Source organism: Legionella sp. PATHC032, assembly GCF_026191185.1.
In the GTDB taxonomy this organism is placed as follows: Bacteria; Pseudomonadota; Gammaproteobacteria; order Legionellales; family Legionellaceae; genus Legionella.
This window is the reverse complement of the sequence record NZ_JAPHOV010000001.1, coordinates 688906-715521: the sequence shown is the minus strand read 5'-3', so window position 1 is coordinate 715521 and position 26616 is coordinate 688906. Positions and strand designations below refer to the sequence as shown.

The following is a 26616-nucleotide window of genomic DNA, read 5'->3' as shown; positions in this document are numbered from 1 at the left end:
CATACCGCTCCTTGCATTTGGGCGAGTTAGCACATTGAATTTCCTTTCACAGTGCATCACTCTGTTTCTTCCTTGATAATTTTAATTATAGACGAAGAAAATTATTTTTTTATATACGCCCTGTAAAAATATAAAGTGTTAGATTGCGAAATTTAATGAGATGCTTAATAATGATTAAATCATTGATTAAAGGAGTGGATATGTCACGCAAATTAGCCAATACACGAATCCTTGGTTATGGATTAATGATTTGCTTTCTTGCGGGCTGCTTTCATCCTCCTTATAACAATTTTCAACCCGATCGACGCGCTGTTAAAAGAGTGGGAGTAGACACCGGGATTGGCGCAGTAGCTGGAGTAATCGCCAGTGGCACTGCTTCAGGAACGCTTATTGGAGCAGCTGCTGGCGGTACGGTAGGTCTCGTTGCAAGTATCTACAGAGACAGCAAACGCAAAATTATCAGAGACCTGCAAAAACAGGATATTCAGTATGTTGAATATGGAGATACAAGAACGTTAATTATTCCTACAGACAAATATTTCATGTTTAGCAGCCCCCGTCTTAATGAAATATGCTATCCTGGCTTAAACAACATCATCAGACTATTAAATTTTTATCCTCAAAGTACAATTTATGTTGCGGGATTTACTGATAATGTTGGATCACGCAGTCATAAGAGAAAGCTTTCTCAAGCGCAAGCTGAAACAATGATGACTTTTCTCTGGGCTAATGGCATTGCAGCTAAAAGACTAAAAGCAGAGGGTTATGGAGATAAAAATGCGATTTCTGATAATGCTATTATTCATGGCAGCGCTCAGAACAGAAGAATCGAGATCCAGTGGTTTACAAGCCCTGCTCAACCCGCGCAACAACAAGTGGCTTATGTAAAATAAAGGTTTATTAATGCGTTCAAGATTTATAGGCGGCATCTTATTGATAGTTGGTACCTCCATTGGCGGTGGAATGTTAGCTCTCCCAGTAGCCAATGCAGCAACCGGTTTTTGGCAATCATCTCTGTTTCTTCTTATCTGCTGGGCCTTTATGACCTTCGGGGCCTTTTTCATCCTGGAAGCAAATCTGTATTTGTCCAGAGGAAAACACATGGTTTCTATGGCTAAGGCAACTCTGGGTGATTATGGATTACTTACTGCCTGGATTAGTTACCTCTTCTTATTGTACACCTTGCTTTCTGCTTACATTTCTGGCGGTGCTGATGTATTGAACAGCCTTTTGTCCAAGGTCAATTGGCATCTCAGTGATTGGCAAGCAAGCTCGATATTTACTTTAATTTTTGGCCTGGTGGTATATGGCGGCATTCATTCTGTCGACGTTGCTAACCGTGCTCTCATGTTAGGTAAATTAGCCGTTTACTGCATACTCGTTATCCTTATTGCCCCGCACATCGAATTTCACTATTTTCAACATGGTGATTATCGGCACATTGGTGGTGCCATTATGATTTTAATTACTTCTTTTGGTTTTGCTATTATCGTGCCAAATCTGAGAGATTATTTTGATGATGACATTAAGACATTAAAAAAAGTCATTTTTATTGGTTCATTAATACCTTTAATATGCTACATAGCATGGGATGCCGTAATTATTGGTTCACTTCCTTCAGCCGGGAGCAATGGACTTGAAAGTCTAATGCAAAATCCGCGTACAACCAGTGCACTAGCCAGTTTGTTAACCGATAAAGTCCAAAACACCACCATCAGTGCTCTCTTTAATTTTTTTACTTCTATTTGTATGTTAACTGCCTTTTTAGGTGTATCACTATGTTTATTCAGTTTTCTTGCCGATGGCTTAAAATTGCGTGAGCGAGGCCGCCATGGATTTGGTTTATTTGTTTTGACTTTTTTGCCGCCTTTACTGATCGTCATTTATTATCCCGGGGCTTATATTTATGCTTTGCGCTACGCCGGTATATTTTGCATCATATTACTACTGTTATTGCCAGCCCTAATGTGTTATTTTGGCAGAAAGCGTTACAAATCACCCTTTTGGGTTCCGGGAGGTAAAATATCACAGTTCACGGTGATTATTATTTCTGTAGTTTTGTTGGCACATGAATTTGTTGCGCTTTTTAAATAAAAATGATTAATGTTATTACTGGCGTTACTTTTACTTTGATAGCAGCTAAAACATTAAAACCTAATAAGCAGGATGTGTAAATTGAACGTCAGGTCATTTGAGCAGAAAAATGATCGAGGTCTATAATAAGGAAGTTGACTTTTTTTGAGGAACAAAGTATCATTTTGTTCTATATTTGTACTGTTTTTGGGTTATACTTCGTGATCAATTCAAAATTAATTGGCGGTATATTACTCATAGTAGGCACTTCGATTGGTGGTGGGATGCTAGCGCTACCTGTCTCTACAGCCGAGGTGGGATTTGCTAACTCATTATTTTTCCTGTTTTTTTGCTGGTTGGTGATGACCGCAGGAGCTTTGTTAATTCTTGAGGTAAATCTACGGCTCCCAGCAGGAAGCAATATGATTTCAATGGCGAAATCAACCCTGGGCCTACCAGGTCAAGTGATTGCATGGATAACCTATCTTCTTCTTCTTTATACGCTCCTGGCAGCCTATATTTCAGGTGGAAGTGATGTATTTAGCAGCCTACTACATAAAGTACACATTGACTTACCGAATTGGATAACGTCTGTAATATTTACTGCCATGTTCAGCCTTATTGTATATAGCGGTATACGCTCTGTAGACTACGTTAATCGTGGACTTATGTTTGGCAAGCTAGGCGTCTATATTTTATTGGTTATCATTATCAGTCCGCATGTATCCACAGTGGGATTAACAGGTGGATCAGCGAAAGCCTTTACTGGTACTCTCATGATCTTGGTTACCTCTTTTGGATTTGCATCCATCGTGCCTAGCTTACGTGATTATTTTAATGATGATATACGTAGCCTGCGTCGGGTTATTTTGTTTGGTTCGCTTATCCCATTATTCTGCTACATCGTCTGGGATGCAGTGATTATGGGTGTTATCTCACGTGAGGGAGAAAATGGTTTATTGTCCTTAATGAACTCGGAGCATGCAACCAGCGGTCTCACTGAAGCACTTAGTCAATCAGTAAGCAATCAGTGGATCAGTGGATTTTTTGGTTTTTTCACTTCTATCTGTATGGTTACCGCATTTCTGGGAGTTTCATTAGGATTATTTGATTTTCTTGCTGATGGATTAAAACTTAAAAAATCTGGTAATCAAGGCAAGTATACGCTGGCTCTCACTTTTATTCCTCCATTGGCAGTAGTGTTGTTTAACCCAGGTATCTACCTGCATGCATTAAGTTATGCTGGGGTTTGTTGTGTCATTTTACTGTTGTTATTACCTGCTATCATGGCATGGAAAGGGAGACAAACCTGTAGCCTATCTCCATCAGACACTCATTTGGTTCCTGGAGGAAATCCAGCTTTAGGCTTTATAGGATTTATTGCCATTGGTTTGCTTATCATTGCGATCATGTATTAATTAAAAGCCTGAATATCAGTTTTAAAAAGTACAAATTTGACAAGTTTTAAAATACAGCGAAACCAATTAGAAGGGCTATACTGTAAATCAGATAAGGAACCTTGATTCATTGTTCTGTTCTTTATCCTAAAAATAAGAGATACTTCATCCTAAAATATTGATTTTATAAGTTATGGTAAAAATCAGACCTTTTCTGAAATGGGCAGGAAGTAAGTACAATTGTTTAAATGAAATTATCTCGTCTTTACCCACTGGTCAGCGTTTAATTGAGCCATTTGCAGGTTCAGGTGTGGTTTTTATGAATGCCAGCTACTCATCCTATCTACTGGCTGAAAGCAATTCTGACTTGATTAATATTTATAAAATTCTACAAGTAAATGGCGAATCTTTTATAGACTATTGTCAGCAATATTTTACCCCTGAAGCCAATTGCAAAGAAAAATATTATGAACTGCGAAGTGAATTTAATAATTTAATGGATTTAAATCAAAAATCAGCAGTTTTTCTCTATCTTAATCGGCATGGATATAATGGTTTGTGCCGATACAATTCAAAAGGAAAATACAATGTGCCTTTTGGTCTTTACGAAAAACCTTATTTTCCACGTAAGGAAATGGTGCTGTTTTATAAAAAATGCCCTTCGGCCCAGTTCATTCACAGCGATTTTAGAAACACTTTTGCTTTAGCTGAACCTGGGGATGTCATTTACTGTGACCCACCCTATGTGCCACTAACCGCAAACAATCAAACATTACCCTATAACCAAAAATTATTTTCTTTAGAAGATCAAATTGAACTGGCAGAATTAGCCCAGGAAACAGCCTCCAAAGGAATTCCTGTCGTTATATCGAATCATGATACTGAATTTACACGACATCATTACAAAAAAGCACAAATAAAGAGTTTCTATGTGCCGCGCTGGATAAGCTGCAGAAGTCAGTTGCGGCTACCTGTTAAAGAGCTGATTGCGATATTCAACTGTCCATCCTGACAAAAACAAAGAAGAATCTTTGTCAGGGATTAAGAGTTATTGGAGTGGTCTTTGTCTTTAATAAAGAAAGCCAGAATAGTTACCAAAAGTAATGAAATAGGTAGTATCGAAAGTGCGACTTGATAATCATCAACAGTATAGATATGTTCACCTGCCACTATACCGCTATCGCCAAATGTATCCAGTAACTTTCCCACAAGCGGTTGAAAAACAGCACCAGCCAGAGAAATAATCATATTGGTTACTGCAAAAACTGTCCCTGATAATTTGGCACCGCTACATTCCTTAGCCATAATAAAAACTATAATTTCAGTCGCACTGAAAACACCATACAAGAATAACAATATATTCAAGGTAAGATAGGATAGCCCGGGGCAATACAAAACAAAGCTAATGCATATTAACGATACTATCGCACCAATCACCAAAGGCAGCAATCGCCTGCGTGTAATATCGGATATGTACCCAGCCAACGGAGCTCCTACTGCCCATCCAAGAAAAACAGCAGAAACAGTTTTTGCAGCTTCGACTTTGGTTAAATGATGAGCTTGCTCCAAATAAGTTTTACCCCACAGCTCTCCAAATACTGATAATGAAGTATAAAGACAGGCTCCAACAAATCCAATAAGCCACACTTCATGAGACATAAGTACCTTAAGCACATTATGAAAAAACTCAGGCCAAGGATATTTGTTGGGCTGATATCCTTCTGGACCATCTCTAACGACAAAGAATGTTAAGATACACAACGCAGAACCGATCATTGCAATGTGCATTAAAACATGATCCCAACCTATGATCTCAGACCATTCGGTTATTTTGATTTCACCATAAACTAGTCCTAGCATACCTAGGGTAGTAATCAAACCAGCCACTAAAGAAAAATAACGGCGTGGCAGCCAATGCAAGGCCAGAGATAAAACACCAACAAAAGCAAAGGATGAACCAAATCCCACCAGGAATCGACCAATACCCACCAGTAGAATTGACCAGGTCAAAGTAAACATCCAGGAACCTAAGGCACAACACAAGCAGGCAAAAGTTAAAAGTCGTCTCGGCCCATAGCGATCCATTAACATCCCTACTGGCATTTGCATGGGCGAATATGCAAAATAATACAGGGCTGAAATCTGCCCAAAAGTGGTAGCAGAAATATGTCCCAATGCCGTACTTAACTCCGTTTGCAAAGCTCCTGGAACAATTCTGAGGATAAATTCATAACAGTAAAAAACAGCCCCGACAAAACAAACCAGGACACCATATGAAATTTGTTTTTTAGTAGTCATATTATTTAGGTGCTTTTGCATGAGTTTCTTTTAGAAAGAAAGTTAAAATGGCTGCTATCAGTATACCCAATGGAATTATGGATAAGGCAAACTGATAATCATCTACAGTATATAGTTTACTCATGTTATCCACTGCAATACCAGTAGCATCACTTAAATGAGTTGATAAGCTGAAGTCTAATAAATGTCCTACCAACGGTTGCAAAAACATTGCGCCAAGCATGACTATCATGTTAGTCACCGCCATTGCTGTTCCAGCTGCCTCACCAGGACTCAACTCTCTACCTACAGCAAAAACGATGGCTTGAGCACTATAAAGCAATCCTAATAAAAACATTAACGCCTGAATATTGGATTCATTTAACCCGGGCAAATATAAAATCATCATCATGACAATTGCAGCACCACTAGCACCAATTAACATTGGGAATTTACGTCGATACAAGCGATCTGAAATATATCCCATTATTGGAGCACCAATAATGAATCCCAAAAATAGTATAGAGTTAGCTAATCCTGCTGCTTGGGTTGTTAAACCATGGGCATGGTGTAAATAGGGAATACCCCACAATTCTGCAAAAACCGTAGTAGGCAGATAGACTAAACAACCATACATTCCGTTAACCCATATCTGTCGGCTGGTAATAATAATACCCAGATCAACTAACCCTTTCTTAAGAGTAGGTACTGTTCCACTTTGCCTATGGTGCCCTTTCCTATCTTTGATCCCTACCCACAAGACTAAAGTCAATACAATACCAAAAGCTGCTGTCATGTTAAGTGTCTTAACCCAACCCATTTTAACGATGAACAATTCCAGAAAGTTATCGCCCAGCATAGCACCGATGGGTCCTAATGCGGACGTCATGCCAGATATCATGGCCAATCGATTTTCAGGTAACCAAAGAGTTGCGATCTTTAACACACCGACAAAGGCGAAAGCGGAGCCAAATCCAACTAAAAAGCGACCGGTTGCGGCTACCCAAAAAATAGTTGTCCCAGTAAACATATACGTTCCAATAACGCATACCAAACAAGCCATTGTTAACAGTCTTTTCGGCCCATATCTGTCCAATAAAACCCCAACTGGCAATTGCATAGGAACATAAGCTAGATAATAAATTGAAGAAAGGAAGCCAAAACCAGACGCCGATAAATTAAAATGAGTCCTTAACGCATTTTCCATTACACTTGGTGCAATGCGTAACAAATACTCATAACTATAAAATATTGCCCCTAGCCCACAAAGTAGCCATCCTATCATTGCATAGTTAGTTCGGTTTTCAGTATGCAAAATTATCTCCTTAACAATTAGTCAAGTATTCTTAAATCCTATCTTAGTTCCCATTTCTGCATCCCAGCATATCTTAATAAGCACATAAAAGCTTACCTTGCAGCTTTCCAGAAAACCAGCGGATGGTTTCCAAAGAACTTTCCAAGATATCCTTCATTTAAACGCTATTAAGACCTAAACTGCCTACTTCTATAAGGCGTTATTACCTTATAAATTATTAAATTGACTTGCGCCACTCGCTATTGCAGCTTTCGCTACAGCAGCAGGAACCCTCTCCTTAAGACGAGGATCGATAGGCTTTGGAATAATATAGTCAGGTCCAAAATCCCAATTCACAACTCCTGGGTAATTGTCCTTCACTACCTGAGGAACAGGCTCATGCACCAATTGACGAATGGCTTCAACAGCTGCAATTTGCATGGCCTGGTTAATGCAAGTGGCACGTACATCTAACGCACCACGAAAAATATAAGGAAAGCATAATACATTATTAACTTGATTAGGATAATCACTTCGGCCTGTTGCCATCACCAGATCTTTACGCACACTATGAGCCAATTCGGGTTTGATTTCAGGATCAGGGTTAGATAAAGCAAAAATCACCGGATTGGGCGCCATCAAACTTAATAAATGGGCATTCAGCAAATCTGGCCTTGCAACGCCAATAAACACATCAGCATCGACCAAAGCATCTTCCAGTGTTCGACAGGAAGTATTTCTGGCAAAAGCAAACTTATAGGGATTTAAATCCTCTCTGCCTGAATGAATAACTCCCTTGGTGTCCAGAAGAAGCATATTGCTTTTGGAAGCTCCTAATGCCACAAGAAGTCGCATAGAAGCAATGCCAGCAGCTCCAGCACCCATGCAGACAATTTTAATGTCGCTTAATTTCTTGTTCTGTAGTTCCAAAGCGTTTAACAAGCCAGCTGCAACTACAATGGCAGTACCATGCTGATCATCATGGAATACAGGAATATTTAACTGCTCAATCAAAGCTTGTTCTATTTCAAAACACTCTGGGGCTTTGATGTCTTCCAGATTTATGCCGCCAAAAGTCGGGGCAATCCGTTTTGCAGTAGCAATAAAAGACTGTGGATCCTCTGCATCGATTTCTATATCAAAGACATCAAGATCGGCAAATCGTTTAAATAATACCGCTTTGCCTTCCATTACAGGCTTACTCGCTAAAGGTCCAAGATTCCCTAAACCTAGCACTGCAGTGCCATTGGTCATCACCGCAACCAGATTGCCTTTACTGGTAAAACGATAAGCGTTTTCGGGCGCTTCCGCTATAGCTAAAACTGGAGCAGCGACACCCGGCGTGTAGGCCAAAGACAAATCATCTTGAGAATTAGTCGATTTTGTAAGATGAACAGAGAGTTTCCCAGGAACAGGGAACTCATGATAATCCAATGCCCGCTGCTTTATTACTTCATTATCCAAAGTGCATACTCTCTATTTCAGATCACGCGGTGAAAACATCATATTAAAAATTTGAATTTTTAATCTTCTCTTAGAGAAAAGGCACAAAAAAATTGTGCCTTTATTAAAAATCCAAGAATTAAAATATTATTCTTTTGATTTGGCTTGTCCAGTACGCATATTATACCTGTCACGGAATTTCTGAACACGACCACCAGTATCAACCAACTTTTGTTTGCCTGTATAAAAAGGATGGCACATTGAACACACTTCTATGTTCAAATCTTTACACAAAGTAGAACGAGTTTCAAATACTTCACCACAGCTGCATGTTACTTTAACTGTTTGATAATCAGGATGAACTGATGCTTTCATAATACCACTCTCTTCTAGTTTCAAATAAGTATCGCCACCTGGACTCTATTGCCAAGCACCATACTCTACACAAATGAGTCAAAACAATAGCAGAAATGATCTCATAAAGCAATTTTTTCTCAAACAGCTCAGACATTTATAACTCTAACTCAACCCAAACCGGTGCATGATCAGATGGCCTCTCTACTTTTCTTGGCTCTTTATCAATTTTGGATTGTCGGCATAAGGCGTTTAACTCATGGCTCAATAGCACATGATCAATGCGCAAACCGCGATTACGTCGGAATGCTGCGGCTCTATAATCCCACCAGCTAAACGCTTTTTCTTCCTGAGAAAAATTACGGAAACTGTCATGTAAACCCAGTTCAAGTATCTTCATGAATGCTTGCCTTTCAGCAGGACTGACCAAAACACAACCCTCCCACTCAACTGGATCATGGACATCCCTGTCTTCAGGTGCAATATTAAAATCACCTACAACTGCTACTTTGGAATAAATACTTAACTGATGTTGAATGAAATGAGTAACTTTGTTTAACCAATCCAGTTTATATTGGTACTTGTCTGAGATCAGCTCTCCTCCATTAGGTACATAAAGGTTAATCAATCTTATACCTTTTACCGTAGCAGCCAGGATACGCCGCTGAGGATCTTCCAATTCTGGAATATCGGTTTGAATATCAGTCATAGGATGTCGACTAACAATAGCCACTCCATTATATGTTTTCTGGCCTGAAAAAATGACTTGATAGCCTTTGTCTGTAAATGAAGCCGCAGGAAAATTCTCATCAGTCAACTTAGTCTCTTGCATGGCAAGCACATCAACTTGTGTTGACTCGAGCCATTCCAACACCTGTTCCAGACGGACTTTTAATGAATTAACATTCCAGCTAGCGAGTTTAAACACACCAGTCTCCCTTGTATTCAATCATTAAGGGGGCATGATCTGAAAAACGCGCTTCACGAAAAATTCGGCTGTCTGCTACACATTCAGTCAGGCCAGGCGTAATCACCTGATAATCAATCCGCCACCCCACATTTTTTTCCCAGGCTCTAGCCCGATAAGACCACCAGGTGTATTGTTCTTCTTCCTGATTATGTACCCTAAAAGCATCTACAAACCCCATAGCACCAAACAATTCATCCATCCAGGCACGCTCTTCGGGTAAAAATCCCGAGTTTTTCTGATTTCCTCGCCAATTTTTTAAATCTATCTTTTTATGAGCAATATTGTAATCACCACAAATGATTAACTCTCTCCCCTCATTTTTTAAACTCATCAAGTGTCTGGCAAATTGCCCCAGAAACGCATATTTCACTTCCTGCCGATCCTCCCCACTTGTTCCAGAAGGCAAATAAAGAGAAATCACACTTAATTTAGGGTAATCAAATTGGATATAACGCCCCTCTTTATCACAATAATCAAACCCCAGCCCTTTCACAATACGCACGGGTTTGTATTTTGAATAAATGGCTACCCCACTGTAGCCTTTCTTTTCAGCATCAAAATAATCACAAAAATAATCCCTTGGAAAATAGAGTTCTTCCGGAATTAATTGCTCGACTTGTGATTTCGTTTCCTGAATACAAACAAAATCGGCATCCTGCCCTGCAAACCAATCATAAAATCCATTACGGGCAGAAGAGCGTATACCATTGGCGTTAAAACTAATTACTTTCATTACTTAGGCTACTCCGCTGTCATTACTGAACGGTTAAATATTAATTTTACCAAACTTATGATTCTTCTAAACATCCGACAATACTCTCAAGTACATCCCCTGTTCTCAATAAGACATCATCATTCCAAAACCGCAAAACCTTATAACCCAATGAACTAAAATAGGTAGTCCTGTCTTTATCATACTCTTTATTTAGAAGATGTTGCCCACCATCCAATTCAACAATGAGTTTTCTCTGAATACAAACAAAATCGACAATATAATTTCCGATAGGAACTTGTCTTTTAAATTTATATCCTTTTAATCGATGCGCTCTTAGATAGTACCATAAACATTTTTCAACATCAGTGCTCCTTTTCCGAAGAGATCTTGCTTGTTTCAATAATTTAGCATCAGTTGGAACCACTTATTTCCCTCTCCCCACCCCTCTCCCGCGAATCATAACCTAATTTTTTATACAATTTCTTTCGCGGGAGAGGGAGTTTTTGTTTAAATATCAGTATCAATCAACTCACATAACCATCAACTTTAAGAAAGCTTTAGTTTCATTAAGGATCCCCTCGCCCCTTTGGGGAGAGGGTAAGGGAGAGGGGAAATAAACATCCAAACCCTCTCAAACCTTCAGTCCCATTGCTATACGTCCTAGTCTTTCCCCCATTGCTTTAGCCAATGTGATCTCATCCTGGCTTAATGGATTATCGCTATCAGCACCAGCCACATGGGTTACTCCATAAGGTGTGCCGCCAGACTGCGTATTGGTTAGGACTGGTTCAGTATAGGGAACACCCAATAAAATCATGCCATGATGCAACAAAGGAATCATCATGGAAATCAAAGTCGTCTCCTGTCCACCGTGCATACTTGCTGAAGAAGAAAACACACAAGCTGGTTTGTTTACCAAATCTCCTCCCAGCCATAAAGAAGTCGTTCCATCCCAAAAATATTTCATTGGAGCAGCCATATTACCAAAGCGAGTCGGGCTGCCTAAAGCCAAACCATGACAATGACGCAAATCATCCAAAGAAACATAAATTGCTCCAGTATCAGGGACAGGTTTATCCACTGCTTCGCAGGTGGTAGAAACAGGAGGAACAGTACGTAACCTGGCTTCAATCCCAGACACACTTTCCACTCCACGTGCAATATATTGTGCTAATTGTGCTGTTGCACCAGTGCGGGAATAGTATAAAACCAAGACATAAGGATTAGACATGATACTGCTCCATAGCGTTTCTTGCCTTTTTTCATCATGTTAACAACGCAAAATGAATTGCAAGGCTTATTATTGAATGAACGTATGAGTATATAGCAGCGAGAAAAATGTCGCGAGGATATTTTCTAATTCATAACACATTGGTGAACTTAGTATTCACCAATGCAATGAGTTCATCTTACTGTTCTACTATCAAGTTTCCATTAGCGATCATTTGATTCACAATATCATGCGAATTGTTGGTAGCGAAAACCGCTGTTAAATCCACATCCTGTAATATAATGGTTTGCGCTGGGGCATCAAAATTTCCATTGCCATTAGGATCTACTTTAATGGCTGTGTCACCCTCTTCTGTGGTAGAAACATTCAAATAATTATCCAAACTATTGGTTTCCAGATCCGCATCAGATAGCAAATCACTTAAATTAAGAACACTGGCATCTGATGATTGATCGACAGGATTGGCCTTGAAATCAGTTATGGTATCTACACCACCATCATCATCGCCATTTAACCAGAAAAAGGTATCAACACCACCACCACCTGTCATCATATCATTTCCCTGGCCGCCTCTTATAAAATCATTTCCAGTGGTGCCATGCAGAACATCATTGCCATTACCACCATTTAATTCGGGATTATTAGCCAACATGGTAAGACTATGATCATCAAGCAACAGATCTTGAACAACGTCGTCATGCATTGTCGTCTCTTCAGCCTGAGCCTCTTCTGGCTGTTGTTCTTCTTGTGATTCCTGTGTCATTTGAGTCTGTTGATCATAATAGTAGAGAGAAATATTATGTTCATCCATAAAATCATTGATCACGGCATTAACTTCTTGCGCCAATTCATGATTAACCTCTGATTTGGCTAAAAAGTCATCAGCAGTATGTTCTGTTTGCAATGCAGCCTGATGAGATGTGTCCGTAACATTATTATCTTCCCAATTCACAACCACAGCGGAAAGTTTGTCTTCAAAGGAATTAAGTTGTTCATCCGTAATATCTCCATCAACATAAGCCTTAAGTACGGCACTCATGTCTTTAAGGGTATCGAGTGGTAAATAACCTATCAATGCCATTTCTATAACTTGAGCGTATACGCCTTGCGTGACATGCTGTATCTTACTGATGGCAGTCAGAGCATCTTCTCCGGGCGCAAGAGTCAAAATACTAGCCTCTAACGCTTTCTGGCTGTTCGCCATATAATCAATGATATCCGCTGTAACCAGAGTATCTAATCCCAGATGATTTGAAATAGACTGTAAGAAACCCTGATCGCTAAAATCAGCGACTATCCCTTCCGGAAGATCAAGTAATGCTTTACTAATGGCCTCAAAGACAGCGAATGAAACATGGCTTTCATCGGTTGAATAGTGTATTGCGGCTATTTCAGCAAACTGAATGGCCGCGGTCATTACACCTGCGTTTTGAGCCAAGACTTCACCACTGCCAGTAATGGGATTGAAACTGATAATTTGTGTTCCCTCAGGCAGTCCCAAGCGCGCGACCAAAGCAGCATTAGCTGTCTCATAATCCATACCAGCTTCTAACTGAGCTTGCAAGAGGCTTGTCAGTGGTGATATGACTGCTGAACCTACTGGCCCATAAAGATTAATTTCATAACTTAATCCTGTATCTATATCAAAACCACCTGTCTGGACAGCACGCGCCTCGCCTATAACATACTGGCCATCACCATTGACATCAAATTTAGAAAGGTCAACGACCCATTCCACATGGCCATACTGGTCAGTGATACCAAGCCGTTCGCCTTCATCTTCCTGATTATTGGCATTCAAATCCAGATACAAAACTGCGCCAACGATTGTTCCATCAATAGTAGCTGTGCCGCCGCTTATAACCACTCCGTTCAAATGAGTTTTTCCAGAATCATTCAATAAAGCACCATTGGATAATGTCACCTTAAAGTGTTCCGTAGCAGCATCAGAATAATTAACCGTAATGGTATAAGTGTTAGAGACAGGGGTGGAAACACTAACACCAGTAATGTTATTACCATTGATAACAATCTTATCAATGTTCACTTCAAAGTCTGTGATAGTGTCGATCGGAGCTGCGCCTGCACTAGCACCACCTTGTCCTTTCACAAGTATGAATTGATCAGCGCCTGAGCCTCCAGTGAGTCTGTCATCACCCAACCCACCAATAATGACATCGTCTCCGGCACCACCATCTAAAATATCATTTCCACCTAATCCACTTATTGTGTCATTACCCTCCAATCCTTTGATTGTATTCGCACTATTGTTTCCAGTTAGAGTATCATTAAATTTGGAACCGGTCAGATTTTCTATATTGGTAAGTGTATCCGTTCCTGCACCAACAGTATTTTGTGCAGAACTGGTATTTAAGGAAACCGTGACACCTGCAGTAGCATCAATATAAGTAGCTGTATCATTGCCTGCACCACCATCTAACATATCATTACCAGCGCCACCTGCAAGAATATCATCGCCACTACCACCATTTAAAATATCATTCCCCCCTAGTCCAATCAGTATATCGTTACCATCATTACCGCTTATTGTGTCAACAGAATTATCACGACCCAATAAAATCTCATTTCTGAATGTTCCATCTAAAGATCCTTCTCCAGCTTGCGCTCGATTGAGATCAACCTTTGCAGTTCCTGATTCCGAACCTGTCATATTAGTGTACCTAAAAGGATCAGATGTACTTCCATTGTAGGTACCATCCGCTGCACTATTAGATTCTTCGGTAAAATCTACAGAACCAGCATCGATAACTACAGTACCTTCAGCAGCTGGATTTGTCACACTGTCGACTGTAGACACACCACTTCCACCCGTATCATTAGCCAGTAATGCCCATGTCGGTATAGAAATGACATCTCTACCACCTACAGCGGGTTGATTGGTAAGAACTAAATCATCACGAACTACCAACGGATCATTCAATCCAGAAATATCTATGTTAAAAGTAATTGTCGCAGCAGCAGTATCACCATCACCATCAACTAGAACATAGTTGATTATGCGGTTTATTGAGCTGGTAATATTTGCTGGTGGTGTAAATGTATAACTACCATTATCCATATCTATGGTAAGCGATTCACCCGTACTAATTGTTACTGTTAACACATGCGTTGAATTATCGTAGGAATGAGTATTTGATCCTTGAGTAGCAGAGCCACTTGTAGAAAGAGAACTAAGATTTGCATTAACAGTATAAGTTATACCATTCACTGTAATAGATTGAACGTGCCCTCCATCAGCTCCAAAGCTAACACCAGGGTTAGGATCTGAGATCAAAGTACCGCTAATTGGGCTTGCAGTAATTGTACTTGCTAATACACTATCTAGTTGACTAATATCTGTAACGACAACAGCAGGAATATCTGTACCATTTACCCCATTAAATCCTATAGGCTCAAGATTGCTGACAGTAATCCCTGTACCCATGCCTAAGGCATAAGATCTAATTTTTTCGCCACCAGCAGATGTACCATTAGTGTCTTGCAGGAAAGCTTCCCATGCTGCTTGCTCACTTGGCTGAATCCCATTTTGTGTTAATGTACCTGGAATACTAGGCCAATCTTGATTAACCGTTGGATTACCATCAGAGATAAAATACGACACATTTTGTGCTCCCGCTATTCTTCCATCAGCTCCACCAACAGTACCAGAATTAAATGCATTCATAGCTGTAATAAGCGCCGCATCAAAATTTGTATTGCCTCCTGTAGTAAGTCCAAGGAGTGCATTTTTAGCTGCATCTACGGTCATCCAAACAGAGCCAATAGCCGTTGCACTTGTGTTGAAAGTTACAATACGTACTTTTACGTTACCAAGCGCCTCATATCGCTCAAGTAATTCCAAAGTCGAATTAATTAAGGTTTGAATTCCTGAACCCGCCATACTTCCTGAAGTATCAAGAATTAGCATAAGGTTTGTATCAGCACCTTCATTTGCTAATCCTGATCTGGTTATATTTGATGCAACAGGACCGTCGTCGTCGAATTTCACATTGCCGCCCAAATCCAAGGACGCACTGGCGGTCGCCGTATCCCCATCCCCATCCGTCGTCACTGCGGTGGCGTTCAAAAAGACCAGGCCCGTATTCAATATCGCTTCCTGAGCCGCGTAATTGGAACTGGCTCCCGGCAAACCGTGGTCCACTTCCTGATGTTGCGTTAAAGTCACCACCCCACTGCTGCTGTTCACACCCAATGAAAAGATGGTGTTGCCTGTGGTAATGCCTGCCTGCGTGGCTGATGTCGAACCCACCACAGAACCTGCGATGTTGTACAGGTAGATGTTGTTGCCGTTGTTATCAAGGCCTGAATCCACCCCTTGGGCGGACACACTCAAGGCGTAGGTGGTCACCGTCGTGCCCGCACCATCGGCCCCGTAATTCGGGGTCACTGCAAAGGCGGCCGCAAAGCTTGCGCTGTCGCTGTCGGAAAGTACACCAATCGTCTCCGCATCCTGGGTGTTCAAGGTGATCGCATTATTATCGCTCACCGCCATCGTCACGCTCGGACCGTCGTCATCAAACTTCACATTGCCGCCCAAATCCAAGGACGCACTGGCGGTCGCCGTATCCCCATCCCCATCCGTCGTCACTGCGGTGGCGTTCAAAAAGACCAGGCCCGTATTCAATATCGCTTCCTGAGCCGCGTAATTGGAACTGGCTCCCGGCAAACCGTGGTCCACTTCCTGATGTTGCGTTAAAGTCACCACCCCACTGCTGCTGTTCACACCCAATGAAAAGATGGTGTTGCCTGTGGTAATGCCTGCCTGCGTGGCTGATGTCGAACCCACCACAGAACCTGCGATGTTGTACAGGTAGATGTTGTTGCCGTTGTTATCAAGGCCGGAATCCACCCCTTGGGCGGACACACTCAAGGCGTAGGTGGTCACCGTCGTACCCGCACCATCGGCCCCGTAATTCGGGGTCACTGCAAAGGCGGCCGCAAAGCTTGCGCTGTCGCTGTCGGAAAGTACACCAATCGTCTCCGCATCCTGGGTGTTCAAGGTGATCGCATTATTATCGCTCACCGCCATCGTCACGCTCGGACCGTCGTCATCAAACTTCACATTGCCGCCCAAATCCAAAGACGCGCTGGCGGTCGCCGTATCCCCATCCCCATCCGTCGTCACTGCGGTGGCGTTCAAAAAGACCAGGCCCGTATTCAATATCGCTTCCTGAGCCGCGTAATTGGAACTGGCTCCCGGCAAACCGTGGTCCACTTCCTGATGTTGCGTTAAAGTCACCACCCCACTGCTGCTGTTCACACCCAATGAAAAGATGGTGTTGCCTGTGGTAATGCCCGCCTGCGTGGCTGATGTCGAACCCACCACAGAACCTGCTATGTTGTACAGGTAGATGTTGTTGCCGTTGTTATCAAGGCCTGAATCCACCCCTTGGGCGGACACACTCAAGGCGTAAGTGGTCACCGTCGTACCCGCACCATCGGCCCCGTAATTCGGAGTCACTGCAAAGGCGGCCGCAAAGCTTGCGCTGTCGCTGTCACTGGCTGCCCCAATCGTATCGGCATCCTGGGTGTTCAAGGTGATCGCATTATTATCGCTCACCGCCATCGTCACGCTCGGACCGTCGTCATCAAACTTCACATTGCCGCCCAAATCCAAGGACGCACTGGCGGTCGCCGTATCCCCATCCCCATCCGTCGTCACTGCGGTGGCGTTCAAAAAGACCAGGCCCGTATTCAATATCGCTTCCTGAGCCGCGTAATTGGAACTGGCTCCCGGCAAACCGTGGTCCACTTCCTGATGTTGCGTTAAAGTCACCACCCCACTGCTGCTGTTCACACCCAATGAAAAGATGGTGTTGCCTGTGGTAATGCCTGCCTGCGTGGCTGATGTCGAACCCACCACAGAACCTGCGATGTTGTACAGGTAGATGTTGTTGCCGTTGTTATCAAGGCCTGAATCCACCCCTTGGGCGGACACACTCAAGGCGTAGGTGGTCACCGTCGTGCCCGCACCATCGGCCCCGTAATTCGGGGTCACTGCAAAGGCGGCCGCAAAGCTTGCGCTGTCGCTGTCGGAAAGTACACCAATCGTCTCCGCATCCTGGGTGTTCAAGGTGATCGCATTATTATCGCTCACCGCCATCGTCACGCTCGGACCGTCGTCATCAAACTTCACATTGCCGCCCAAATCCAAGGACGCACTGGCGGTCGCCGTATCCCCATCCCCATCCGTCGTCACTGCGGTGGCGTTCAAAAAGACCAGGCCCGTATTCAATATCGCTTCCTGAGCCGCGTAATTGGAACTGGCTCCCGGCAAACCGTGGTCCACTTCCTGATGTTGCGTTAAAGTCACCACCCCACTGCTGCTGTTCACACCCAATGAAAAGATGGTGTTGCCTGTGGTAATGCCCGCCTGCGTGGCTGATGTCGAACCCACCACAGAACCTGCGATGTTGTACAGGTAGATGTTGTTGCCGTTGTTATCAAGGCCTGAATCCACCCCTTGGGCGGACACACTCAAGGCGTAAGTGGTCACCGTCGTACCCGCACCATCGGCCCCGTAATTCGGAGTCACTGCAAAGGCGGCCGCAAAGCTTGCGCTGTCGCTGTCACTGGCTGCCCCAATCGTATCGGCATCCTGGGTGTTCAAGGTGATCGCATTATTATCGCTCACCGCCATCGTCACGCTCGGACCGTCGTCATCAAACTTCACATTGCCGCCCAAATCCAAGGACGCACTGGCGGTCGCCGTATCCCCATCCCCATCCGTCGTCACTGCGGTGGCGTTCAAAAAGACCAGGCCCGTATTCAATATCGCTTCCTGAGCCGCGTAATTGGAACTGGCTCCCGGCAAACCGTGGTCCACTTCCTGATGTTGCGTTAAAGTCACCACCCCACTGCTGCTGTTCACACCCAATGAAAAGATGGTGTTGCCTGTGGTAATGCCCGCCTGCGTGGCTGATGTCGAACCCACCACAGAACCTGCGATGTTGTACAGGTAGATGTTGTTGCCGTTGTTATCAAGGCCGGAATCCACCCCTTGGGCGGACACACTCAAGGCGTAAGTGGTCACCGTCGTACCCGCACCATCGGCCCCGTAATTCGGAGTCACTGCAAAGGCGGCCGCAAAGCTTGCGCTGTCGCTGTCACTGGCTGCCCCAATCGTATCGGCATCCTGGGTGTTCAAGGTGATCGCATTATTATCGCTCACCGCCATCGTCACGCTCGGACCGTCGTCATCAAACTTCACATTGCCGCCCAAATCCAAGGACGCACTGGCGGTCGCCGTATCCCCATCCCCATCCGTCGTCACTGCGGTGGCGTTCAAAAAGACCAGGCCCGTATTCAATATCGCTTCCTGAGCCGCGTAATTGGAACTGGCTCCCGGCAAACCGTGGTCCACTTCCTGATGTTGCGTTAAAGTCACCACCCCACTGCTGCTGTTCACACCCAATGAAAAGATGGTGTTGCCTGTGGTAATGCCCGCCTGCGTGGCTGACGTCGAACCCACCACAGAACCTGCGATGTTGTACAGGTAGATGTTGTTGCCGTTGTTATCAAGGCCTGAATCCACCCCTTGGGCGGACACACTCAAGGCGTAAGTGGTCACCGTCGTACCCGCACCATCGGCCCCGTAATTCGGAGTCACTGCAAAGGCGGCCGCAAAGCTTGCGCTGTCGCTGTCACTGGCTGCCCCAATCGTATCGGCATCCTGGGTGTTCAAGGTGATCGCATTATTATCGCTCACCGCCATCGTCACGCTCGGACCGTCGTCATCAAACTTCACATTGCCGCCCAAATCCAAGGACGCACTGGCGGTCGCCGTATCCCCATCCCCATCCGTCGTCACTGCGGTGGCGTTCAAAAAGACCAGGCCCGTATTCAATATCGCTTCCTGAGCCGCGTAATTGGAACTGGCTCCCGGCAAACCGTGGTCCACTTCCTGATGTTGCGTTAAAGTCACCACCCCGCTGCTGCTGTTCACACCCAATGAAAAGATGGTGTTGCCTGTGGTAATGCCTGCCTGCGTGGCTGACGTCGAACCCACCACAGAACCTGCGATGTTGTACAGGTAGATGTTGTTGCCGTTGTTATCAAGGCCTGAATCCACCCCTTGGGCGGACACACTCAAGGCGTAAGTGGTCACCGTCGTACCCGCACCATCGGCCCCGTAATTCGGAGTCACTGCAAAGGCGGCCGCAAAGCTTGCGCTGTCGCTGTCACTGGCTGCCCCAATCGTATCGGCATCCTGGGTGTTCAAGGTGATCGCATTATTATCGCTCACCGCCATCGTCACGCTCGGACCGTCGTCATCAAACTTCACATTGCCGCCCAAATCCAAGGACGCACTGGCGGTCGCCGTATCCCCATCCCCATCCGTCGTCACTGCGGTGGCGTTCAAAAAGACCAGGCCCGTATTCAATATCGCTTCCTGAGCCGCGTAATTGGAACTGGCTCCCGGCAAACCGTGGTCCACTTCCTGATGTTGCGTTAAAGTCACCACCCCGCTGCTGCTGTTCACACCCAATGAAAAGATGGTGTTGCCTGTGGTAATGCCCGCCTGCGTGGCTGATGTCGAACCCACCACAGAACCTGCGATGTTGTACAGGTAGATGTTGTTGCCGTTGTTATCAAGGCCTGAATCCACCCCTTGGGCGGACACACTCAAGGCGTAAGTGGTCACCGTCGTACCCGCACCATCGGCCCCGTAATTCGGAGTCACTGCAAAGGCGGCCGCAAAGCTTGCGCTGTCGCTGTCACTGGCTGCCCCAATCGTATCGGCATCCTGGGTGTTCAAGGTGATCGCATTATTATCGCTCACCGCCATCGTCACGCTCGGACCGTCGTCATCAAACTTCACATTGCCGCCCAAATCCAAGGACGCACTGGCGGTCGCCGTATCCCCATCCCCATCCGTCGTCACTGCGGTGGCGTTCAAAAAGACCAGGCCCGTATTCAATATCGCTTCCTGAGCCGCGTAATTGGAACTGGCTCCCGGCAAACCGTGGTCCACTTCCTGATGTTGCGTTAAAGTCACCACCCCACTGCTGCTGTTCACACCCAATGAAAAGATGGTGTTGCCTGTGGTAATGCCCGCCTGCGTGGCTGATGTCGAACCCACCACAGAACCTGCGATGTTGTACAGGTAGATGTTGTTGCCGTTGTTATCAAGGCCGGAATCCACCCCTTGGGCGGACACACTCAAGGCGTAGGTGGTCACCGTCGTACCCGCACCATCGGCCCCGTAATTCGGAGTCACTGCAAAGGCGGCCGCAAAGCTTGCGCTGTCGCTGTCACTGGCTGCCCCAATCGTATCGGCATCCTGGGTGTTCAAGGTGATCGCATTATTATCGCTCACCGCCATCGTCACGCTCGGACCGTCGTCATCAAACTTCACATTGCCGCCCAAATCCAAGGACGCACTGGCGGTCGCCGTATCCCCATCCCCATCCGTCGTCACTGCGGTGGCGTTCAAAAAGACCAGGCCCGTATTCAATATCGCTTCCTGAGCCGCGTAATTGGAACTGGCTCCCGGCAAACCGTGGTCCACTTCCTGATGTTGCGTTAAAGTCACCACCCCACTGCTGCTGTTCACACCCAATGAAAAGATGGTGTTGCCTGTGGTAATGCCCGCCTGCGTGGCTGACGTCGAACCCACCACAGAACCTGCGATGTTGTACAGGTAGATGTTGTTGCCGTTGTTATCAAGGCCTGAATCCACCCCTTGGGCGGACACACTCAAGGCGTAAGTGGTCACCGTCGTACCCGCACCATCGGCCCCGTAATTCGGAGTCACTGCAAAGGCGGCCGCAAAGCTTGCGCTGTCGCTGTCACTGGCTGCCCCAATCGTATCGGCATCCTGGGTGTTCAAGGTGATCGCATTATTATCGCTCACCGCCATCGTCACGCTCGGACCGTCGTCATCAAACTTCACATTGCCGCCCAAATCCAAGGACGCACTGGCGGTCGCCGTATCCCCATCCCCATCCGTCGTCACTGCGGTGGCGTTCAAAAAGACCAGGCCCGTATTCAATATCGCTTCCTGAGCCGCGTAATTGGAACTGGCTCCCGGCAAACCGTGGTCCACTTCCTGATGTTGCGTTAAAGTCACCACCCCACTGCTGCTGTTCACACCCAATGAAAAGATGGTGTTGCCTGTGGTAATGCCCGCCTGCGTGGCTGACGTCGAACCCACCACAGAACCTGCGATGTTGTACAGGTAGATGTTGTTGCCGTTGTTATCAAGGCCGGAATCCACCCCTTGGGCGGACACACTCAAGGCGTAAGTGGTCACCGTCGTACCCGCACCATCGGCCCCGTAATTCGGAGTCACTGCAAAGGCGGCCGCAAAGCTTGCGCTGTCGCTGTCACTGGCTGCCCCAATCGTATCGGCATCCTGGGTGTTCAAGGTGATCGCATTATTATCGCTCACCGCCATCGTCACGCTCGGACCGTCGTCATCAAACTTCACATTGCCGCCCAAATCCAAGGACGCACTGGCGGTCGCCGTATCCCCATCCCCATCCGTCGTCACTGCGGTGGCGTTCAAAAAGACCAGGCCCGTATTCAATATCGCTTCCTGAGCCGCGTAATTGGAACTGGCTCCCGGCAAACCGTGGTCCACTTCCTGATGTTGCGTTAAAGTCACCACCCCGCTGCTGCTGTTCACACCCAATGAAAAGATGGTGTTGCCTGTGGTAATGCCTGCCTGCGTGGCTGACGTCGAACCCACCACAGAACCTGCGATGTTGTACAGGTAGATGTTGTTGCCGTTGTTATCAAGGCCTGAATCCACCCCTTGGGCGGACACACTCAAGGCGTAAGTGGTCACCGTCGTACCCGCACCATCGGCCCCGTAATTCGGAGTCACTGCAAAGGCGGCCGCAAAGCTTGCGCTGTCGCTGTCACTGGCTGCCCCAATCGTATCGGCATCCTGGGTGTTCAAGGTGATCGCATTATTATCGCTCACCGCCATCGTCACGCTCGGACCGTCGTCATCAAACTTCACATTGCCGCCCAAATCCAAGGACGCACTGGCGGTCGCCGTATCCCCATCCCCATCCGTCGTCACTGCGGTGGCGTTCAAAAAGACCAGGCCCGTATTCAATATCGCTTCCTGAGCCGCGTAATTGGAACTGGCTCCCGGCAAACCGTGGTCCACTTCCTGATGTTGCGTTAAAGTCACCACCCCGCTGCTGCTGTTCACACCCAATGAAAAGATGGTGTTGCCTGTGGTAATGCCTGCCTGCGTGGCTGACGTCGAACCCACCACAGAACCTGCGATGTTGTACAGGTAGATGTTGTTGCCGTTGTTATCAAGGCCGGAATCCACCCCTTGGGCGGACACACTCAAGGCGTAAGTGGTCACCGTCGTACCCGCACCATCGGCCCCGTAATTCGGGGTCACTGCAAAGGCGGCCGCAAAGCTTGCGCTGTCGCTGTCAGAAAGTACACCAATCGTCTCCGCATCCTGGGTGTTCAAGGTGATCGCATTATTATCGCTCACCGCCATCGTCACACTCGGACCGTCGTCGGCAAAAATAATCAGTTGTCCTATCGGTATTTCTGCGTTAGATTCGTCACCATCACTGTCTTTGGCGGTAACGACGGCTGAAATGCGTCCTGTTAAATCAACTGCTTCATCATGGCTGTTGGTATCAAATTGTTTAATTGGGCCATACTGTGCAACGCTAATTGCACCAGTATTTGGATTCATGCGAATTGCAAAAAGTGCAGGAGCACCAATGTCACCTGCTCGTCCCGTAATATCACCATTAGATTCCAAAAAGAGATTGATAGGAGTGCCGTCAGTTGTCTGTAATCCTGAAACCGCATTGGTAATTTTTAACAAATGGGCCATTGTTGCATTTTTATAATCCCCCCCCATTTCAGAAGCACTAGTATCAATGAGTTTCGCATTTTGCACCAAACCTATGGGTGTACCATAAATATTATTAAAAGGATCCACTGTAGTTGTTGGATTAAAATCGTCATTAGCTGCATCAGCATCACCGACTTTCATTCCTATAGTTTCATCCAGCAGGATTTCATTATTGGTCAATTGAGCCCTTGCTATTGGAACATCGTCTTGAATTCCTGCAACAACTGCATTAGCAGGCAGTGTTCTTGACTCTAAAACAGTGCCATCACTTGTTCTTGTGAAAGTCACATCAATTAAAGGTGAAAGGTCTAATCTCATCCATTCGCCGTCATCGCTATCAGCTGTTGGGTGATCAATTGAATTCATTAATGTTTGAGTTAACTGCCCATCGGCTGTCAGCTCAAATTTCATGACCTCTGCCCCTGGCCCTTGAGTGCTTGATTCTCTTAAGGTTAAGGTACGTTTATCAGCGGATAACTCATAACTAAGGTCTATACCACCTGATTTTAATGTAGGAAGAGAACTTGAATTACTATTAAAAGCAAAGGAAGAAGCAACGTCTGGTGAAGAGGTCAGCAAAGCACTTAGAGAAGAACTTGCTGTTCTTGCTTGTCCTGCTGAATCAGGAATACCGCTTGGCAATGCATCCTCAAAGACTGTTAGCACTGCTTGATTTGTGGTGAATTGAGGAATTTGCGGAGTAGACTCAGGCTCTTGAGTCAATTCAGATTCTATCACCCCTGTCTCTTCTGGCACAAACCAAAATAATTGCTGAGTGTCTGCCCCATAAGCAAAGGAAATAGGGCCGGTAGGATATCCTGCTGTGACATGTCCGAAACCAAACAAAGGATCGATAATAAAAGCATCGCCGCCTGAACCAACAGCTACCGCACCTGCTGCTGCTGAGCCGAGAACATCAAGTATGACTGAAGGATCAATACCTTTGGCTATCGCTTCCTGGACCAGTTGCTCATTTAAATCTTCCACACCATTTTGCAGTGCGGGTGAAATACCATCCAATTTGATCGGTTTTCCCAAAGCTAGGGCTTCAGGAAATCCATGAATAAATTGTATGTAAGCCTGACCACTTAATAAAGTAAGTACATCCCCTTCCTCTAATCGAGCACCTGACTTTACCAGGCTTGCCTGTCCTTGCGCATTTACTTTTTCAAGTAATCCATTGACGGCTCTCACTATACCGATAACAGATTCTACTAACATGTCCTGTCCTCAAAGTTTACTATTATTCATATTAATAATAGTTCAAGGATTATGCTTCCTGGTAGTTCAAATGTAACAAAAATGTAAACATTTGAATCATATTGATATAATTATATCTTGTTTTTATAGGTTTTTTGCTTTAACAGTTTTGAGATATGACATTGACTTGCCTGGATTGGATAGAGTACTTGGATGATCACAAAATTGTAAAGGAATATTATATTATTGATAAATTAGATGATTAGATACATAACTTTTTATGTAATTGATTTGTCATGGGAATTTAAACAGCCTAAATGACCAAATTAAAAACTTTTTTGATAATGAATTTGGTATTTACGTAAGTCCTGACTATACAAAAACGGGCATAAAACGATATAGTTATACAATAAAAATCTTGTATTTAATCCATGAATTGGAAAGAAAAAGTAAAAACTAAATTCTACTCCTGCGATCGCTTTGTTCGGTTTGTTATCCAACATTTCATACAAGACGATTGTACCTATATTGCCTCGGCATTAGCCTTTACAAGCTTACTGGCAGTCGTGCCATTGATGTCTGTGGGTTTGGCAATATTTTCTTCATTTCCAGTATTCCAAGGTTTGGCGGAGCCGGTACAGAATTTTATTTTTGACAATTTTGTTCCGGCCACAGGTAAAATTGTGCAAAGCTATTTGCAGCAGTTTACCTCTCAAGTATCAAAACTCTCAATTTGGGGTATAGTCTTTCTAATTTTTACTGCGTTATTGGTCATGTTCACTATTGAACGAGCAATGAATAAAATCTGGAGAGTGAGTTCCTCTCGGCATGGTGTTTCTGCCTTTTTACTCTATTGGGCTATCATTTCTCTTGCCCCGGTTTTATTAGGTTTGAGCCTGGCAGCAAGCTCCTATTTATTCTCCATGCCAATATTGGCAGATCATCGAGCTCCTTACACTATTCTTCACTATTCCCCTTTTTTTCTTTCACTAATCGGTTTTACCTTTTTGTACGTGGTGGTTCCCAATTGTCCTGTCAAAATCCGTCATGCTTTTTGGGGTGGATTGGTTGCCGCAATCCTGTTTGAATCAGCTAAACATGCATTTGCTTATTACCTGATACGCTACAATACCTATGCGTTGTTGTATGGGGCATTTGCCACAGTACCTATATTTTTTATTTGGGTTTATTGGGTGTGGATTATTACTTTGTTAGGCGCTGAAATCAGTTATGCCTTTTCAGTGCACCATCAGCGTCGTGGAGGGAAGTCCCTCGATGGTTTTTCACATGCGTTGCTCTGGTTGCACCAGTTATGGTTAGCGCAACAGCATGGAAAGGGATTAAGCTTTAATGATCTGGTGGATGCCAGCAAACAACCTTTTGCTGTGGATGTGGATGAAATGATCAATGCTCTGATTTATCATGAACTGATCCATGCTACCGCTGATGGGCACTACATGTTAAGCCGTGATCTCAGCCACGTTACTCTTTATGATTTAACTCAATTATTACCTTATCGCTTGCCAACTCATCTAGAGTTGCAATATTCCAAAGCGTCTCTGGCGGAACAATGGAGAGCCGCATTTAAGAGGCATAATGAAGAATTGAAAAAATCCCTGGATATTAATTTGGAAGAATTATTCAAGAAAACAGGAACAGTACTTAAATAACCACATGTAATGATTTCAGGTTTATTCCGGGGTCAAGATAACCCCTGCAATCGAATGGATAACAAAAATAAAGTCTCAAAAACCTGAATGATATTGTCATTTAAAAATCAAATAAATATAACTTAAGCG

Annotated in this window: 14 protein-coding genes; 5 read left to right on the top strand and 9 right to left on the bottom strand. The window is 44.6% G+C overall.

All coding sequences use genetic code 11. The features are described 5' to 3' along the window. Window positions 1-200 precede the first annotated feature (200 nt). The 4 genes from cmpA (at window position 201) to OQJ02_RS03300 (ending at window position 4482) form a co-directional block, all read left to right on the top strand. Window positions 201-893 (top strand): C-OmpA-like family protein CmpA, encoded by a 693-nt coding sequence (gene cmpA, locus OQJ02_RS03315; RefSeq protein ID WP_028378194.1) that lies wholly within the window; start codon window positions 201-203, stop codon window positions 891-893. A 10-nt stretch (window positions 894-903) separates the two neighbouring features. Further along, complete coding sequence (locus OQJ02_RS03310) at window positions 904-2094, top strand: amino acid permease (RefSeq protein WP_265717855.1); 1191 nt, start codon at window positions 904-906, stop codon at window positions 2092-2094. A 200-nt stretch (window positions 2095-2294) separates the two neighbouring features. Further along, window positions 2295-3491 (top strand): amino acid permease, encoded by a 1197-nt coding sequence (locus tag OQJ02_RS03305; RefSeq protein WP_265717854.1) that lies wholly within the window; start codon window positions 2295-2297, stop codon window positions 3489-3491. 172 nt (window positions 3492-3663) lie between these two features. After that, complete coding sequence (locus OQJ02_RS03300; protein WP_265717853.1) at window positions 3664-4482, top strand: Dam family site-specific DNA-(adenine-N6)-methyltransferase; 819 nt, start codon at window positions 3664-3666, stop codon at window positions 4480-4482. Between the two features lie 29 nt (window positions 4483-4511). On the opposite strand, the gene OQJ02_RS03295 is transcribed toward OQJ02_RS03300, so the two are convergent. The 9 genes from OQJ02_RS03295 to rtxA all read right to left on the bottom strand — a co-directional run bounded on the left by OQJ02_RS03295 (window position 4512) and on the right by rtxA (window position 24838). Continuing rightward, window positions 4512-5789, bottom strand: a complete 1278-nt coding sequence (locus tag OQJ02_RS03295; RefSeq protein ID WP_062727231.1) for an MFS transporter — start codon at window positions 5787-5789, stop codon at window positions 4512-4514. Beyond that, complete coding sequence (locus tag OQJ02_RS03290; protein WP_265717852.1) at window positions 5770-7062, bottom strand: MFS transporter; 1293 nt, start codon at window positions 7060-7062, stop codon at window positions 5770-5772. Before OQJ02_RS03290 ends, OQJ02_RS03295 begins: the two co-directional genes overlap by 20 nt. 207 nt (window positions 7063-7269) lie before the next feature. After that, a complete protein-coding gene (locus tag OQJ02_RS03285) occupies window positions 7270-8505 on the bottom strand; it encodes a malic enzyme-like NAD(P)-binding protein (protein WP_265717851.1) in 1236 nt (411 codons plus the stop codon). A gap of 126 nt (window positions 8506-8631) precedes the next feature. Further along, window positions 8632-8859, bottom strand: coding sequence for a 50S ribosomal protein L31 (gene rpmE / locus OQJ02_RS03280; RefSeq protein WP_010946387.1), 228 nt, complete (start codon window positions 8857-8859; stop codon window positions 8632-8634). A gap of 136 nt (window positions 8860-8995) precedes the next feature. Continuing rightward, on the bottom strand, window positions 8996-9766 hold the full coding sequence (xth, locus tag OQJ02_RS03275; RefSeq protein ID WP_265717850.1) for an exodeoxyribonuclease III: 771 nt from the start codon (window positions 9764-9766) through the stop codon (window positions 8996-8998). Then, on the bottom strand, window positions 9759-10541 hold the full coding sequence (locus OQJ02_RS03270) for an exodeoxyribonuclease III (RefSeq protein ID WP_265717849.1): 783 nt from the start codon (window positions 10539-10541) through the stop codon (window positions 9759-9761). The genes xth and OQJ02_RS03270 overlap by 8 nt, the downstream gene beginning before the upstream one ends. Window positions 10542-10596: 55 nt before the next feature. Continuing rightward, complete coding sequence (locus OQJ02_RS03265) at window positions 10597-10947, bottom strand: endonuclease domain-containing protein (RefSeq protein ID WP_265717848.1); 351 nt, start codon at window positions 10945-10947, stop codon at window positions 10597-10599. 207 nt (window positions 10948-11154) lie between these two features. Further along, the gene (wrbA, locus tag OQJ02_RS03260) at window positions 11155-11754 is read right to left on the bottom strand and encodes an NAD(P)H:quinone oxidoreductase (RefSeq protein WP_265717847.1); all 600 of its coding nucleotides are present in this window, start codon (window positions 11752-11754) and stop codon (window positions 11155-11157) included. Window positions 11755-11932: 178 nt separating this feature from the next. Next, window positions 11933-24838, bottom strand: a complete 12906-nt coding sequence (rtxA, locus tag OQJ02_RS03250; protein ID WP_322783368.1) for an enhanced entry virulence factor RtxA — start codon at window positions 24836-24838, stop codon at window positions 11933-11935. A 410-nt stretch (window positions 24839-25248) separates the two neighbouring features. Here rtxA and OQJ02_RS03245 point away from each other — a divergent pair, with 410 nt between their 5' ends. Then, window positions 25249-26487, top strand: coding sequence for a YihY family inner membrane protein (locus OQJ02_RS03245; RefSeq protein ID WP_161504140.1), 1239 nt, complete (start codon window positions 25249-25251; stop codon window positions 26485-26487). Window positions 26488-26616 lie beyond the last annotated feature (129 nt).

Excerpts from the sequence above, each read along its gene's own strand:
- wrbA (WP_265717847.1), bottom strand. The coding sequence starts at position 11,754 with ATGTCTAATCCTTATGTCTTGGTTTTATACTATTCCCGCACTGGTGCA.
- cmpA (WP_028378194.1), top strand. The coding sequence starts at position 201 with ATGTCACGCAAATTAGCCAATACACGAATCCTTGGTTATGGATTAATG.
- OQJ02_RS03300 (WP_265717853.1), top strand. The coding sequence starts at position 3,664 with ATGGTAAAAATCAGACCTTTTCTGAAATGGGCAGGAAGTAAGTACAAT.
- OQJ02_RS03310 (WP_265717855.1), top strand. The coding sequence starts at position 904 with ATGCGTTCAAGATTTATAGGCGGCATCTTATTGATAGTTGGTACCTCC.
- OQJ02_RS03295 (WP_062727231.1), bottom strand. The coding sequence starts at position 5,789 with ATGCAAAAGCACCTAAATAATATGACTACTAAAAAACAAATTTCATAT.
- rtxA (WP_322783368.1), bottom strand. The coding sequence starts at position 24,838 with ATGTTAGTAGAATCTGTTATCGGTATAGTGAGAGCCGTCAATGGATTA.
- OQJ02_RS03245 (WP_161504140.1), top strand. The coding sequence starts at position 25,249 with ATGAATTGGAAAGAAAAAGTAAAAACTAAATTCTACTCCTGCGATCGC.
- rpmE (WP_010946387.1), bottom strand. The coding sequence starts at position 8,859 with ATGAAAGCATCAGTTCATCCTGATTATCAAACAGTTAAAGTAACATGC.
- OQJ02_RS03270 (WP_265717849.1), bottom strand. The coding sequence starts at position 10,541 with ATGAAAGTAATTAGTTTTAACGCCAATGGTATACGCTCTTCTGCCCGT.